Origin of the sequence: Arthrobacter sp. AG258 (assembly GCF_004364695.1) — a bacterium.
Lineage (GTDB): Bacteria > Actinomycetota > Actinomycetes > Actinomycetales > Micrococcaceae > Arthrobacter.
Genome location: NZ_SOBI01000001.1, coordinates 193394 through 207056 on the forward strand (window position 1 = coordinate 193394; position 13663 = coordinate 207056).

Consider the following 13663-nt stretch of genomic DNA (forward strand, 5'->3'; position numbering starts at 1 on the left):
GGCTGCCCGGAGCTACACCCGGTCCCTTAGAGTTCCAGTCCGATAAGCAGCGGCTCGGGGTGCAGCAGGATCCCAAAACGGCGTTCGACGCCGGTGCGCACCTCCCGCGCCACGGCCACCATGTCCGCCGCGCTGGCTGAGCCGCGGTTGGTGACGGCGAGCGTGTGCTTGGTGGACAGGGAGGCGCGGCCCGCGGATACGCTTCCCGGTTCCAGCCCGAACCCCTTGCCGAACCCGGCCTGGTCAATCAGCCACGCTGCCGAGAGTTTCACCAGTCCGTCCCCTCCTGCCGGATAGCGGGGAGCCGACTCGGGCAGGGTGTCGGCCACGTCCGCCGGGACGATGGGGTTGGTGAAGAACGACCCGGTGGAATAGGTATCCCTGTCGGCGGCGTCCCACACCATCCCCTTGGAGGCGCGCAGGCGCAGCACTTCCCGGCGGACGTCATTGGCGTAAGCGCGCTTGCCCACCTCGACGCCGAGGGAGCGGGCCAGCTCGGTGTACCGGATGGGCGCGCTCATACGGCCCAGCGGCAGCTGGAATTCAACAGTAAGGACAACGTACCGGGGGGAACCGTCAACGGTGGTCCGCTTCAGGATGGAGTCACGGTAGCCGAATTCAAGTTCGGAATTGGTAAACGTCTGCACCGCGTTCCGTTCCCGGTCCCAGGTGCGGACGGCGGCGATGGTCTGGGATACCTCGGCACCGTACGCTCCCACATTTTGGACGGGCGTGGCCCCGGTGGAGCCAGGGATACCGGACAAGGCCTCTATCCCCGACCAGGCATGGCGAACGGCGTACTCCACCAACCGGTCCCAATTGTGGCCTGCCTGCACCACGACGGCCACGCCGCCGCACGAGTCCTCCGCATTCACGGTGAAGCCCTCCGAGGCGATCTTGACCACGGTCCCGGGGTACCCGTCGTCGGACACCAAAAGGTTGGAGCCGCCGCTGATGATCAGGACCTGCTCGCCGGCGGCATCCGCCGACCTGACGGCGTCGATAATCTCGCCCTCGGTCCGGGCCTCGATGAAGGTGCCGGCGGGGCCGCCGACGGCGGACGTGGTCAGCTGGGAAAGCTTGGTGGCAGTCACCCGTCAACAATACTAGGGAACGCCCAAGGAGCCCCGGCCAAGCGTCGCCTTGCAAGGAGTAACAGAATCAACAATTAACTAACAAGCTCAGTGTTGGATATTTACAAAGTTGTCATATATGCGTATTTTCGAGCCAGCGGATCACAGACCTGGGTCCGCTTTCCCCGATACCGCATAGGACAGCTATGACCATTACCAGGACTCTGGCCACGAGCCTCATGAGCCTATCGACAGCCGCAGTGTTCGCTTTCTCCTCGGCCGGCGGCGCAACAGCGGCACCCTCCGCCCCCGGGAACGACGCAGCTCCCGGGATCAGCAGCGCCAGGACAACCGGTGAGGCCGCCGACTACTGGACGCCGGAGCGGATGCGGGCAGCCGTCCCGGGCGATGCGCTCGCCAAGAAGGCACTCCAGCGGCAAAAGGGCAATGCTGCCCCGCTGGGGGAAACGCCCACTAATGGCACCGAAACCAAAATCAAGGGATCGGATCCAACGGTCCAGCCGATGGCGAACGCCAGCGAAAGCCCCGTCCCGCATATCGGCAAGGTGTTCTTCACCCTGGGCGGAACCGACTATGTGTGCTCGGCCAACTCGGTGGCCGCCGCGAACCGGAGCACTGTGTCCACTGCGGGCCACTGCATCAACGAGGGCCCCGGCGCCTTCGCCACCCGGTTCACGTTCGTCCCCGCCTACCTCAACGGATCAGCCCCGTACGGCAAGTGGACGGCCCGTGCCCTCTACGCCCCCACCCAGTGGAGCTCCTCGGGCAACATGCAGTACGACACCGGTTTCGCCGTCATGTCGCCGCTGAACGGCCGCAACCTCGCGGACGTCGTGGGCGCCTCCGGGGTCCGGTTCAATGCCGCCCGCGGCCTCGCCTACAAGGCATTCGGCTACCCGGCCGCACCTCCTTTCAACGGCGAATCCCTCAAGAGCTGCTCGGGGACGGCCACCAACGATCCCTATAACCCGCAGTTCAACACCCAAGGCATCCCCTGCAACATGACCGGCGGTTCGTCGGGCGGTCCCTGGTTCATTGGCACCTCCGCGGGCGGTTACCAGAACTCGGTCAACAGCTATGGCTACGGCAGCAACTCCACCACCATGTACGGCCCGTATTGGGGCTCGGTCATCCAGTCGGCCTACAACGCCGCCGCCGCTTCCTGACCCACACGTGCCAAAAAGGTTGAGGGAGGATGCCCGCGGGGCGTCCTCCCTCAACCGCGTTAAACAGCCGCACCCGTGAAAACGGCCAGGCTGGATGCCAGCGCCTGGTCAGGCCAGCTTGACCAGTGCCTGGGCCTTCATCAACACCTTCTGCCCCGCGGCCACAACCGTAAGGTCAATCCGTGCGGTGTTGGCCTCGGCATCGAGCTTTCCGATGATGCCGCTGACCTCCACGGTTGCGCCGGGTTCCGTGGTGCCTGTGGTATCGGCGACCAGGACGGGCTTGGTGAAGCGGGTCTGGAAATCGACGACGGCGGCAGGGTCGCCCGCCCAATCGGTGACCAGCTGGACGGCAGAGCCCATGGTGAACATGCCATGCGCAATGACACCGGGCAGTTCCACGCTGGTGGCAAAAGCCTCGTTCCAGTGGATGGGGTTGAAGTCCCCGGAGGCGCCGGCATATTTGACCAGGTCCGTGCGGGTCACCTCGACGGTGCGGTTGCCGATGTCCTGGCCGGGGCTGAGTTCAGTGAGGCTGGGGCGCATGGTTACTGTCCCTCTCCGCGGACCAGGATGGATGATGTGGTGGTGGTGACCTGCTCGCGGGAATCCCCGTCGCCGAGGGCGAAAATCTCTGAACGGGTGGTGATCATGGCGCCGCCGCCCATGGCCCGGACACCGTCGACGTGCAGCTCCGCGACGAGGCGGTCTCCGGCCACGATGGCGCGGTGGTGGGTGAACCGCTGGTCGGCGTGGACCACGCGGGAGAAGTCGATTCCGGCGTCCGGATCCCCAATGAGCTGGGCATCGGCCCGCTGGGCGATGATGATGGCGAACGTGGGTGGGGCCACGAGATCGCGGTGGCCCAACGCCTTTGCTGCCTCAACGTCGAAGTGTGCAGCGTGCGTGGCCTTCACGGCGCGGGCGAACTCGCGGATTTTCTCCCGGCCAACGTCGTACACCTCTGCGGCAGGGTAGCTGCGGCCCTGCAGGTCCGGATTGATAGTCATGGATTCCAGCCTATCCTCAGCGCGTTGGCGGCAGGAAACGTGCGCCGAAACGCTACCGGCGGAGGTTCTTCCGGATGGACTGGCCGCGGACCACCATGCCGACGACGTGCAGCACCAGGCCCAGCCCGATCAGCGGCAGGGAAGCCATGGCCAGGCCCTGGTTGCCGCCGGTGTTGCCGATGAGGTTGAGGACAATGCCGACGGCAATCAGTCCCATCGCGCTGAAGACCAGGACTTTGTAGCGGGTTGGCGCGGTGGCCCAGAATTCGTTCAGCACCGTCCAAGTCTACCGAGCCCGGGGGCCCGGCAAACCCGGCGGGTCAGAACAGGGCTTCCTGAAGTGCCGGCACTGGTGAGGCGTACTCCCCCAGCACGATGGTCCTGGCGGCCAGTTGGGACAGGTTGACCACGAACCCGGCGTCCGTGCCGTCCAGCCGGGCCAGGGCGTTCGCTCCGCTCAGGGACGCGACGTCGAAGCCGTGGCACCCCCGGTCCAATGCGTGCGGGTACGCGTGGCGTGGCCCGGCCGCATGGAGGGCCCCGGCATGCACCGGCCGTACCCACTGCTCCGACTTGGCGTCGAAGCCCTCGACGGCGGTGCGGGCCAGCAGGGCCCGCACCTGACCCGCGGCGCGGGCGTTGACGGCCGTCAATTCGGCGGCCGGAAGGGGGTACAACAGGGCCTCGGCCTTGGCCGCGGACCGGACCTGCTGGGTCAGGCCGGCCTGCTCCGTCACCAGGTCCTCCAGGACACGCACCACCTTTCCGTCCCGTGCCCTGGCGACGTAGGTTGCCGCCGCAGCTCCCTGTTCGGCCAGCCGGTTCCACTTTCGCGGTCCGGAGGCCGTTCCCACCTTCGTGGCGCCGCCTGCGAAGGTGGCCACATACAGCCAGTGTTCCTGCATCAGGTAGTCCCGCAAGCCGGGCGTGACCCGGCCGCCACGATGGAAATCATGCATCAGCCGGGACTCGTCCAGCACGAAGCACCGCTCGCACTGTTTTCCGCGGGCTGCGGCCGCCGCCGAGGCGCAAGGGACATGGTCCCGCCGCGTTGACGAGTGAACCACCGTATGCCCCAGGCAGGATTTCCCGGGACGGGCCACCTCGAAGCCCAGGCGTGCCCGCGGCGTGAGGCTGAGTTCCCGGAAGTCCTTGTCCGGTGACTGCAGGCGCAAAACCGGGCTTCCGGCGTCGTGCGCTGCTGTGGACGCCTGCGCCGCCGGGGAGGCGGGCACCCCATCCCAAAAGACCCCGTGGACCAGATAGGGGGTATCGGTCAACGGGGTCTCCTGCGGGAACGGGGCGGCGTTAAAGGGCCGGCTGGACCCCGAAGGCTACGGCGAGCTTCATGATCTTCTCGGCGCGGCCCAGGCGGGGCAGGTCGGAGCCGTCACGGATGACGCGGCCGTTGGCTTCGAAGTCGTTCATGAAGTCGGTGGCCCAGGCGACGTCGGACGGGGTGGGGCTGATGACCTCGTTGATCACCGGTGTCTGGTCGATCGCCAGGCAGAGCTTGCCGGTCATGCCCATCATCACCGTGATGCCGGTCTGTTCGCGCAGGATGGGGTGGTTGGTGCCCACGGTGGGGCCGTCAATGGGGCCCGGCAGGTTGCCCACCCGGCTGGCGACCACCAGCTTGGCGCGGGGGTAGGCCATGGCCTCCGGGGTGGCGGCCATGCCGGTATCGCGGCGGAAGTCGCCGGAACCGAACGCCAGCCGGAACGCGCCCTGTGCCTTGGCGATGTTGTTGGCTTCCTCGATGCCGACCGCGGATTCCACCAGCGGGATCACCGGGGTCTTGCCGTCCATGCGGTGGAAGCTCTCGGTCACCTGGTCAGCCGACTCGGTCTTGGCGAGCATGACCCCCAGCAGGCCCGGGGTGCCGCGCAGGCCCGCGAGGTCATCGGCCCAGAACGGGCTGGTGGCGTCGTTGATCCGGACCCAGGCCTGGCCGCCGGCGGTCAGCCAGTCCACCACATTGGCCCTGGCCTGGTCCTTCTGCGACGGGTCCACGGCATCTTCAATATCCAGGATGATCGAATCGGCCCGGGACACGGCCGACTGGTCGAAGAGCTCCGGCTTCATGGCATTGACGAGGAGCCACGAACGGGCGATCTCTGCGGGGATATTGCGTTCCGGCCTTACGGTTTCGGCGGCGATGGTAGACGTCATGGTTTCTACAGTATCCGCCCGGGAAGCGGCACGGCGAAGAAAACGGCCGGCTTGTGAGGATCAATACGAACTAAACGCGTTATGACCGGATACGGAAGCGGCGGGCGCCCTGATGACCATGCATCGGGACGCCCGCCGCCACCCTTGCGGAACGGTCAGGGGATGTTGCTGCCGCGCGCCGTCACCCAGAGCCGGTACCAGTCGGCCCGGGTCATGGCACCGGCCACCCTCTCCGCATCCGCACAGGCGAGGATGCGTTCGGGGTTGGCCGTCCCGATCACCGGCGCGATTCCGGACGGGTGCTTCATCAGCCAGCCCACCAGGACCGACTCGCCGGTGGTCCCGTACTGCACCGCGAGTTCCGCCACAAGTTCTGCGGTGGCGGCCTCTGCAGAGGCCGGGCTTTCCAGCTCCGCCCCGGTGTAGGCGCCGCGGGCGAGGGACCCGTACGCCTGCAGGGTGATGTTGTTGCGGGCGCAGTACTCCAGCGTGCCGTGCGGGAAGCTGTACTCCAGGTGGTCCGGGTGGTTGACCAAGACCTGGCTTTCCAGCCATGCCCGCTTGAGCAGGCTCATCTCAAGCTGGTTGGCCACCACCGGCGTCTCCAGCCGGTCCTGCAAAGCCTCGATCTGGGCGGCGGACATGTTGGATACGCCCAACTGCCGGACCTTGCCTTCGGCCATCAGCTGCCCGACGGCGGACGCGACCTCCGCCGGGTCCGCCAGCGGATCCGGGCGGTGCAGCAGCAGGACGTCCACGAAGTCCGTCCGAAGCCTCCCGAGGCTGCCGTTGACCCGCTCCAGGATGCCTTCCCGGCTGAGGTCGTAGTGGGTCTGCAGGCCGTGTTCACTGAGCCGGATGCCGCACTTGGTCTGCAGCCGGATCCGCTCCCGCAGGCCCGGGGTGGCCGCCAGCACCTCGCCGAAAACTGCTTCCGACTTGCCGCGCCGGTAGATGTCCGCGTGATCGAACAGGGTGATCCCGGCGTCCATCGCCGCCTGGACGGCGGCAGCGGCCTGGTCCACATGCTTGGCTTCATGCGGCTCGTCAGACCAGCTGCCGCCCAGTCCCATGCACCCGTAGATGAGTTCCTGCATCAGGGGCACCCGGTTCCACGGCTGCCGTGCATCAGCGCAGCCACGCGGTGGTGTTCGCCGGCAGCTTGCCATCCTCCAGCGGCGAGCTGCTGACCAGCACTTCACCGGCGGGAAGGTCCACAGCCGTGGTCCCGAAGTTGGTCACCGACTGCCAGCCGTTGGGGCGCTTGAAGTGCAGCACATCCGGTGCGCCGGACTCGATCCACTCCAGCTCTTCACCCGTGAGCAGTTCCCGGCGCAGCTTCAGGGCCTTGCGGTAGAGCTCCAGGGTGGAGCCGTCGGTGCCGTCCTGCGCCTCGACGGCGTACTTGCTGAACCAGTCCGGCTGCGGCAGGTGGGAGCCGCCGTCACCAAAGCCGAACGAGGTTCCCTCGACCTTCCACGGCAGCGGCACGCGGCAGCCGTCGCGGCCGATTTCCACGCCCTTGTTGCGGAAGTAGGACGGATCCTGGCGTTCCGATTCCGGGATGTCAGCCACTTCCTGCAGGCCCAGTTCCTCGCCCTGGTAGAGGTAGGCGGAGCCGGGAACGGCGAGCATCAGCAAGGTGGCGGCACGGGCCCGTCGTTCGCCGAGTTCCACGTCCAACTGGTCCTGTGGTCCGCCGGCGAGCAGCCAGTCCTTGCCGTCCTGGCCCTTGGCACCGGCCTTCTCCTTGGCCACCTGCGGCAGGCCGTAACGGGTGGCGTGCCTGACGACGTCGTGGTTGGAGAACACCCAGGTGGAGGAGGCGCCGGTGGCAGCGGCCTCGGCAAGGTTGCGGGTGATGATCTCCTTGTACTCGGCGGCGTCGAAGTCGGCCTGCAGCAGGTCGAAGTTGAACGCCTGGCCCAGTCCCTGCGGACTGGCGTAGCGGGCGCGCCGGGTGGCGTGCACCCAGGCTTCGGCCACGGCGGTGCGCGGCGGGTTGTACTCGTTGAACACCTCACGCCATTCGGCGTAGATTTCGTGGACTTCGTCGCGGTCCCAGAACGGGTGCGAGCCGTCGTCGAATCCGTCCACACCGGTGTTGGCCGCGCTCAGTTCCAGCTTGGACAGCAGGGGCTCGGTGAGGTCCTTTGTCAGCGCGTGTGCCACGTCGACACGGAAGCCGTCCACGCCGCGGTCGGACCAGAAGCGCAGGGTCTTCAGGAAGTCGTCGCGGATCTCGCGGTTGGACCAGTTCAGGTCCGGCTGCTCCTTGGCGAAGATGTGCATGTACCACTGCCCGGGCGTGCCGTCCGGTTCGGTGATCCGCTCCCAGGCCGGTCCGCCGAACACCGAGTCCCAGTCCGACGGCGGGAACTCCCCGTTGGGGCCCTTGCCGTCGCGGAAGATGTAGCGGTCGCGGGCCGGGGATCCCTTGGGTGCGGCCAGCGCCTCCTGGAACCACCGGTGCCGGTTGGAGGAGTGGTTGGGGACGATATCGGCGATCAGCTTGATGCCGGCGTCGTGAAGGGCCTTGGCCATCTCGTCGAAGTCCGCCAGCGTTCCGAGCTTGGGGTCGACGTCGCGGTAGTCGTCCACGTCGTAGCCGCCGTCAGCGAGCGCGGAGGGGTAGAACGGGCTCAGCCAGACGGCGTCGATTCCCAGCGATTTCAGGTATGGCACCTTGGCGGTGATGCCCTTCAGGTCACCGATGCCGTCGCCGTTGGAATCCGCGAAGCTGCGCGGGTAGATCTGGTAGACGGAAGCCTGGCGCCACCAGTTGGGGTCGGCAAGGCGGTCGGAGTCGGACAGGGTTGCCAGCGTGGCGGTGGTGGACAAGGAACGGTCCTTTTCGTCGGTGCGGGTATATTTATATTGGATCTAAATTTACTTCCCCAAGTATTATCTGGTGCATTGTGCAGGAAGGTCAACAGCATGCCTGAGCTGGTTCCGGCGACTCCCCAACTGCTGCGGCGGGTCAGCGCCGGCGCGGTCCTTGAGTTCATGCGCTCCGCTGCGGCAGTGACCGTCACGGACGTCATGGCAGCCACCGGCCTGACCCGCGCCACCACCATTGCCGTCTGCGAGGATTTGGTCCGGCGGGGCTGGATCCTGGAGCGGGAGAACCAGCGCGAGTTCGGGGGCTACCAGAAGGGCCGGCCTGCCCGCCGGTTCGAACTCAACGACCGCGCCGGCGTAGTGCTGGGCATGGACATCGGATACGCCAAGGTCACCGTGGCGGTCTCGGACCTTCGGGGCACAACCGTTGGACGCGCCAGCCAGCCGTTCCAGGCCGGCGAGGTGGGATCCGCGGAACGCATTGCGTTCATTGATGGCGTTGCCATGGCCGCACTGCGCTCCGCCGGAGCGGCACCGGACCAGGTGCTGGCGGTCTGCGCCGGCGTGGCCGCGCCGGTGGACCGGCACGGGGAGGTGCTGGCAACGCAGGAATTCTGGGGCCTGTTCGATCTGGGACTGCGGCCGGCTTTGAAGGAGGCCCGGGGGTGGACTGTCCTGCTCGAGAACGACGCCAACCTGGCCGCCTTGGGCGAGCGGTGGCTGGGCTCGGCCGCCGGGATCGATGACGTCGTGGTGATCCTTGCGAGCGAACGGTTGGGATCCGGAATCGTGGAAGGGGGCCGGCTGGTGCACGGCAACCGCGGCAGCGCCGGCGAGCTCGCCTACCTGGATTTGGTGGACGGGGTGGGCGACACCTACGGGATCGCCCACCTGGCCCGGACGTGGGCCGCGGAAGCCCTGGCCGGGTCCGCCCCCACCGCGCTCAGGGCCTTCCAGCCGGGCCGGGTCGAGGCCGAGCAGGTGTTCTCGGCCGCCGCGGACGGTGACGCCGTGGCCCGGGACATCCTGGACCGGCTGGCGGACAGGATGGCCCGGGTGGTGGGGACCGTGGCCACCTTGCTCAATCCGGAGCTGGTGGTGATCGGCGGCGGCGTGGCCAATTCCGCGGATGTGCTGCTGGGCCCCATCACCGCACGGCTAAAGGACTTTACCGCCACCCCCGCGCGGGTGTCCGTCTCCCCGCTGGGGGACTCGATCGTGACAGTGGGTGCGGTGCGCTGCGCCCTGGACTACGTGGAGAAGCATTCGCTCGACCTTGAGTTGGTTCTGCCGGCGCAGGCGTAGCTATTCCGGCATGATCATGGTGCGCAGGTCCAGTTGCCGCAGCACCCGGTCCGCCACCTCCGGATCCATGTCCGGTTCGTTGCGGGCCGCCACCACTTCCTGCCGCGCGGCATCCAACGCAATCGTCTGGACCGCGACGGCCAGTTCCCGCCCGCGCTTCCGTTTATCCGCCAAGGGCTCATCCGGCAGGTTGCCGCCCGCCAGCTCGACCCGCAGGCGGCGCATCCGCTCCTTGACCAGGGCCACCTTTTCCTGCGGCAGGTCCTTCATCAGGTGGTGCTGCTTCAGGGCCGCGACGGCGGCGGCCTGGGCGCGAGCGGCGAGTACCCGGACGGCGTCGCGTTCGGCCGTCCCGTCCTCGGAGGCGTTCAGGACGCGCATCAGCCACGGCAGCGTCAGGCCCGGAAGGACCAGCGTGGCCAGCAGCACCGCACAGGCAATCACCAGCAGGTAGTCCCGGCCGGGGAACGGCGCACCGTCTGCCAGGGTCAGGGGCAGTGCCAGGGCCAGTGCCAGGGTGGCGAGCCCGCGCATCCCGCACCACGTCAGGATGAGGACTTCCTTCCACGACGTGGGCTGGAGGACGTTCTTGCGCTTCCGGGCACCCGCGGCGAGGATGGCCAGCCACAGGAACCGGACAGCGAAGACCAGGATGCACACCACGGCGGCCACACCGGTCATGCCAAAAATATCGGCACCCTCATCCCGGATGACGTGCCGGATCTCCAGCCCCACCAGGCCGAAGGCCAGCCCCGTGACCAGCAGTTCCACGACGTCCCAGAAGGCGTTCCGCGTGACGCGCTCGGCGGCGTCCTGGGGGCGGGCGTGGCGCTGCATCTCGAGTGCGGTGACCACGACGGCGATTACACCGGATGCGTGCACCTCCTCCGCCAGGATGTAGGCGGCGAACGGCACCATCAGGGTCACTGCGCTCCGGGCGACCATGGACGTGACCAGCCTGGTGACCAGGGCGATGACCCACCCCATGGCGACACCGACCACCACGGCAAGCGCGGCGCCCAGGAGGAAGTTCAGGACGACGTCGGACCCCACCTTGGTGCCGCCCACGGCGGCGGCGACGGCCGCCTGGAAAATGACGATGGCGGCCGCGTCATTGAACAGGCCTTCGCTCTGCAGCACGGTAATCAGGCGCCGCGGCATGTGCACCCGGCCGGCCACGGACTCCACCGCCACGGGATCCGGAGGGGCCACCATGGCGCCGAGCGCGATGGCGGCTGGAACTCCGATGCCGGGAATCATCAGCCAGGCTGCTCCGGCCACCGCAGCGGTACTGATCACCACCAGGGCCACGGCCAGCATGATCAACGTGCGCCACCGGACCCGGAACACCGCCCACGAGCTGCGCTGGGCGGTTGCGAACAGCAGCGGCGGCAGGAAGATGGGAAGAATCAGCTCGGGTGGAATCTCGAGATCCGGAAATCCTGGAATGAACGTCAACGCCACGGCCAGGAGCAGCATCAGGACCGGGTATGGCAGCCTCAACCGGTCGCCCAATCCGACGGCCACCACCGTGGCAAGCAGCAGGCCAATGATGAGGGCGAGCTGATCCATCCGGCTTCTGCCCGGCGCCTAGGCGCGCGGTCCCAGGGCGGCGGAGACCGGAAGGGTGCCGTCGCGGAACTCGATGGTCCGCCCAGCGGTCTGGGGCAGGTCCAGCACCGCCGCCGCAACGATCGCCGTGTTGGACCGCGATGTGTCGCGGTCCCCGTCAGGTGACGGGTCGACGTCGATCAGGCCGGTTCCGGGCTTGTCAGTCAAGGCACCCGGGCCCAGGATGGTCCACTCCAGCGCGGTACCGCGCAGGTACTCGTCCGCGGCGGCCTTGGCCTCCGCATAGGCGAAGAAGCTGTTGCTTTCGGGGACCCCGTGGTCCTTGCCTGCGCCGAAGTAGGACACCATGACGTAGCGGTTGACGCCCGCCTGGCCGGCGGCGTCGATGGAGCGGATGGCAGCGTCCCGGTCAACGGCGTAGGTCCGGTCAGGGTTGCCGCCGCCGGCACCCGCGGACCAGACCACGGCGTCATGGCCCTGGAGTGCGCCGGCGATGTCCGCCGTGGTGGCATTCTCGACGTCCAGGACCACCGGCGTGGCGCCGGTCTCCTGAACGTCCGCTGCATGGTCGGGATTCCTGATGAACGAGGTGACGCTGTGGCCCTCCCCGGTCAGGAGGGCGGACAGGAGGAGGGCCACTTTCCCGTGGCCGCCAATGATGGCGATGCGTGTCATGCCCCCATTCTGCCTGCTAGGTCAGACATCTGTAACGCAGGTACACCGTGCCCGCCTCGAAGCGGCGCTCATCGACGAGCTCCAGCCCGGACTCCAGGCCGTCCGGCAGGAAACGCAGGCCGCCACCGACGGCCACCGGGGTGATGAACAGCCGGTACTCGTCCACGAGGCCGGCATTCAGGGCGTGCGCCGCGAGCGTGGGCCCGCCAATGGCGATGTCCTTGCCGCTGGCGGACTTCAGGCTGCGCACATCCTCCGGCCGGAACTGGCGTTCCACCCGGGTCCTGGGTGTCGCCGCGGCGTCAAGAGCCGTCGAGTACACCACCTTGTCCGCCCCCTTCCAGATCCGCGCATAGTCCTGGATCACGGCCGGTTCATCCGATGTGTCCCATGTTTCCCAGGCCGACATGACCTCATACATCCTGCGGCCGAAAAGGTACGTACCCACCTCCCGTTCGAGGTCGTTAATGAAGGCATGGACTTCCTCGTCGGGGGCGGACCAGGAAAAGTTGCCGTCCCGGTCCGCGGTGTAGCCGTCGAGGGACATGATTCCGGAATAGATCAGCTGTGCCATGGGCCCATTCTGCACGTGGAACTCATGCAGGCCCAGGACTTCGTGCCACCAGGTACTGCTGCCCCAAGGTCCAGAGGTTGGAGACGGTCCAGTAGGCCAGCACGCCGATGGGGAAGAAAATGCCGCCCACGCCAAAAACCAGCGGCAGCACATACAGCAGGATCTTCTGCTGCCGGACCAGCGGGCTCCCCGGGTCCTGCGTGCCCATGGCCCGTGCAGCCACGAGTCTTTGGGTCAGGAACTGGCATCCGATCATCAACAGGATCATGGCGACAGCGAGCACGGCCACGGTGGCGGGATCGCCCCCGCCGTGAACCAGGGACGCGGACAGGGGTGCCCCGAAAATGCTGGCCGAGTCGAATTGGGCCACCTGCGCCGGGCCCATGGCGCCGATGCCGGTCCCCTGCTGCGAGGCGTTTGAGACCCCTGACAGGACCTGGAACAGGGCCAGGAAGAACGGCGCCTGGATCAGCAGGGGCAGGCACGCGGAGAAGGGATTGGTGCCGTGCTTCCGGTACAGGGCCATCTGCTCCTGGGCCATGGCCTGCCGTGAAGCCTGGTCTGTCCTGCCCTTGTACCTGTCCTGCAGTTCCTTCAGGTCCGGCTGCAGGCGGCTCATCCTGCGCTGGGCCCGGACCTGGGCCAGGAACACCGGAATAAGGGCGGCACGGATCACCAGGACCAGGCCCACGATGGCCAGGGTCCATGTTAGGCCGGCCGCCGGAGGCATTCCCGCCGAACTGAGCCCGTCGTGGAAAGCCACCATGATGACGGACACCAGCCACCGGAACGGCTCCAGGACCGCAGCAACAACATCCACCGAATCACCCATCCGCCAGTTGCTGCAAAGCTACTGCCGATCCGGGAAACAGAAAAGCCCCCGGATCCTTGCGGATTCCGGGGGCTTAGCCTGTAGCGGTGGGGAGGCTCGATCTCCCGACCTCACGATTATGAGTCGTGCGCTCTAACCAACTGAGCTACACCGCCACGAATGAGAAAAACCTGCGTCAAGCCGGTCAAAACCGCCTTGACGCAGGCCCTCATTCAGAGCCCCCCACCGGAATCGATCCGGTGACCTCGTTCTTACCAAGAACGCGCTCTACCACTGAGCTAGGGGGGCAACGAGTAAATACTCTACCGGAAGATTTCCGCACCAACAAATCGGCGCCTGGAGCCCCTCCCGGACGGTTGGACAGGCTCTTTGGAGGTCCGCGAAAGGTTGTTTTTCCCCGTAATTCCGGGGCTGCAGGGGCA

At 67.1% G+C, this 13663-nt stretch carries 14 protein-coding genes and 2 tRNA genes; 2 read left to right on the forward strand and 14 right to left on the reverse strand.

Annotated elements, in window-relative coordinates:
- Positions 1-26: 26 nt before the first annotated feature.
- Entirely contained in the window at positions 27-1094 is a 1068-nt protein-coding gene (locus tag DFO47_RS00885; RefSeq protein WP_109044340.1) for a UDP-N-acetylmuramate dehydrogenase, read from the reverse strand.
- Between the two features lie 185 nt (positions 1095-1279).
- Here DFO47_RS00885 and DFO47_RS00890 point away from each other — a divergent pair, with 185 nt between their 5' ends.
- Positions 1280-2260, forward strand: a complete 981-nt coding sequence (locus DFO47_RS00890) for a hypothetical protein (RefSeq protein WP_208294351.1) — start codon at positions 1280-1282, stop codon at positions 2258-2260.
- 108 nt (positions 2261-2368) lie between these two features.
- Here DFO47_RS00890 and DFO47_RS00895 read toward each other — a convergent pair whose 3' ends face one another.
- The 7 genes from DFO47_RS00895 to DFO47_RS00925 all read right to left on the reverse strand — a co-directional run bounded on the left by DFO47_RS00895 (position 2369) and on the right by DFO47_RS00925 (position 8283).
- Positions 2369-2806 carry a MaoC family dehydratase gene (locus tag DFO47_RS00895; protein WP_133830344.1) on the reverse strand — a complete coding sequence of 146 codons (438 nt, stop codon included), beginning with the start codon at positions 2804-2806 and terminating at the stop codon, positions 2369-2371.
- Between the two features lie 2 nt (positions 2807-2808).
- Positions 2809-3270, reverse strand: a complete 462-nt coding sequence (locus DFO47_RS00900; protein ID WP_133830345.1) for a MaoC family dehydratase N-terminal domain-containing protein — start codon at positions 3268-3270, stop codon at positions 2809-2811.
- A 52-nt stretch (positions 3271-3322) separates the two neighbouring features.
- Positions 3323-3547, reverse strand: coding sequence for a DUF3188 domain-containing protein (locus DFO47_RS00905; RefSeq protein WP_018760507.1), 225 nt, complete (start codon positions 3545-3547; stop codon positions 3323-3325).
- A gap of 43 nt (positions 3548-3590) precedes the next feature.
- Positions 3591-4550: a DUF2797 domain-containing protein gene (locus DFO47_RS00910; protein WP_133830346.1), complete on the reverse strand. Its 960-nt coding sequence runs from the start codon at positions 4548-4550 to the stop codon at positions 3591-3593.
- 28 nt (positions 4551-4578) lie between these two features.
- Positions 4579-5442 carry a CoA ester lyase gene (locus DFO47_RS00915; RefSeq protein ID WP_018760509.1) on the reverse strand — a complete coding sequence of 288 codons (864 nt, stop codon included), beginning with the start codon at positions 5440-5442 and terminating at the stop codon, positions 4579-4581.
- 155 nt (positions 5443-5597) lie between these two features.
- Positions 5598-6539: an aldo/keto reductase gene (locus DFO47_RS00920; RefSeq protein ID WP_133830347.1), complete on the reverse strand. Its 942-nt coding sequence runs from the start codon at positions 6537-6539 to the stop codon at positions 5598-5600.
- A 31-nt stretch (positions 6540-6570) separates the two neighbouring features.
- The gene (locus DFO47_RS00925; protein ID WP_109044335.1) at positions 6571-8283 is read right to left on the reverse strand and encodes a glycoside hydrolase family 13 protein; all 1713 of its coding nucleotides are present in this window, start codon (positions 8281-8283) and stop codon (positions 6571-6573) included.
- Positions 8284-8379: 96 nt separating this feature from the next.
- On the opposite strand from DFO47_RS00925, the gene DFO47_RS00930 reads away from it, so the two are divergent.
- Positions 8380-9588: an ROK family protein gene (locus DFO47_RS00930; protein ID WP_133830348.1), complete on the forward strand. Its 1209-nt coding sequence runs from the start codon at positions 8380-8382 to the stop codon at positions 9586-9588.
- On the opposite strand, the gene DFO47_RS00935 is transcribed toward DFO47_RS00930, so the two are convergent.
- The 6 genes from DFO47_RS00935 to DFO47_RS00960 form a co-directional block, all read right to left on the reverse strand.
- Entirely contained in the window at positions 9589-11160 is a 1572-nt protein-coding gene (locus DFO47_RS00935; RefSeq protein ID WP_133830349.1) for a Na+/H+ antiporter, read from the reverse strand. It lies immediately after the preceding gene.
- Between the two features lie 18 nt (positions 11161-11178).
- Positions 11179-11835: an SDR family oxidoreductase gene (locus DFO47_RS00940; RefSeq protein ID WP_018760514.1), complete on the reverse strand. Its 657-nt coding sequence runs from the start codon at positions 11833-11835 to the stop codon at positions 11179-11181.
- Between the two features lie 16 nt (positions 11836-11851).
- Positions 11852-12409 (reverse strand): dihydrofolate reductase family protein, encoded by a 558-nt coding sequence (locus DFO47_RS00945; protein WP_133830350.1) that lies wholly within the window; start codon positions 12407-12409, stop codon positions 11852-11854.
- Positions 12410-12431: 22 nt separating this feature from the next.
- The gene (gene yidC, locus DFO47_RS00950) at positions 12432-13241 is read right to left on the reverse strand and encodes a membrane protein insertase YidC (protein ID WP_109044332.1); all 810 of its coding nucleotides are present in this window, start codon (positions 13239-13241) and stop codon (positions 12432-12434) included.
- An 81-nt stretch (positions 13242-13322) separates the two neighbouring features.
- Positions 13323-13396, reverse strand: a tRNA-Met gene (locus DFO47_RS00955).
- A 61-nt stretch (positions 13397-13457) separates the two neighbouring features.
- Positions 13458-13529: transfer RNA gene (locus DFO47_RS00960), tRNA-Thr, on the reverse strand.
- Positions 13530-13663 lie beyond the last annotated feature (134 nt).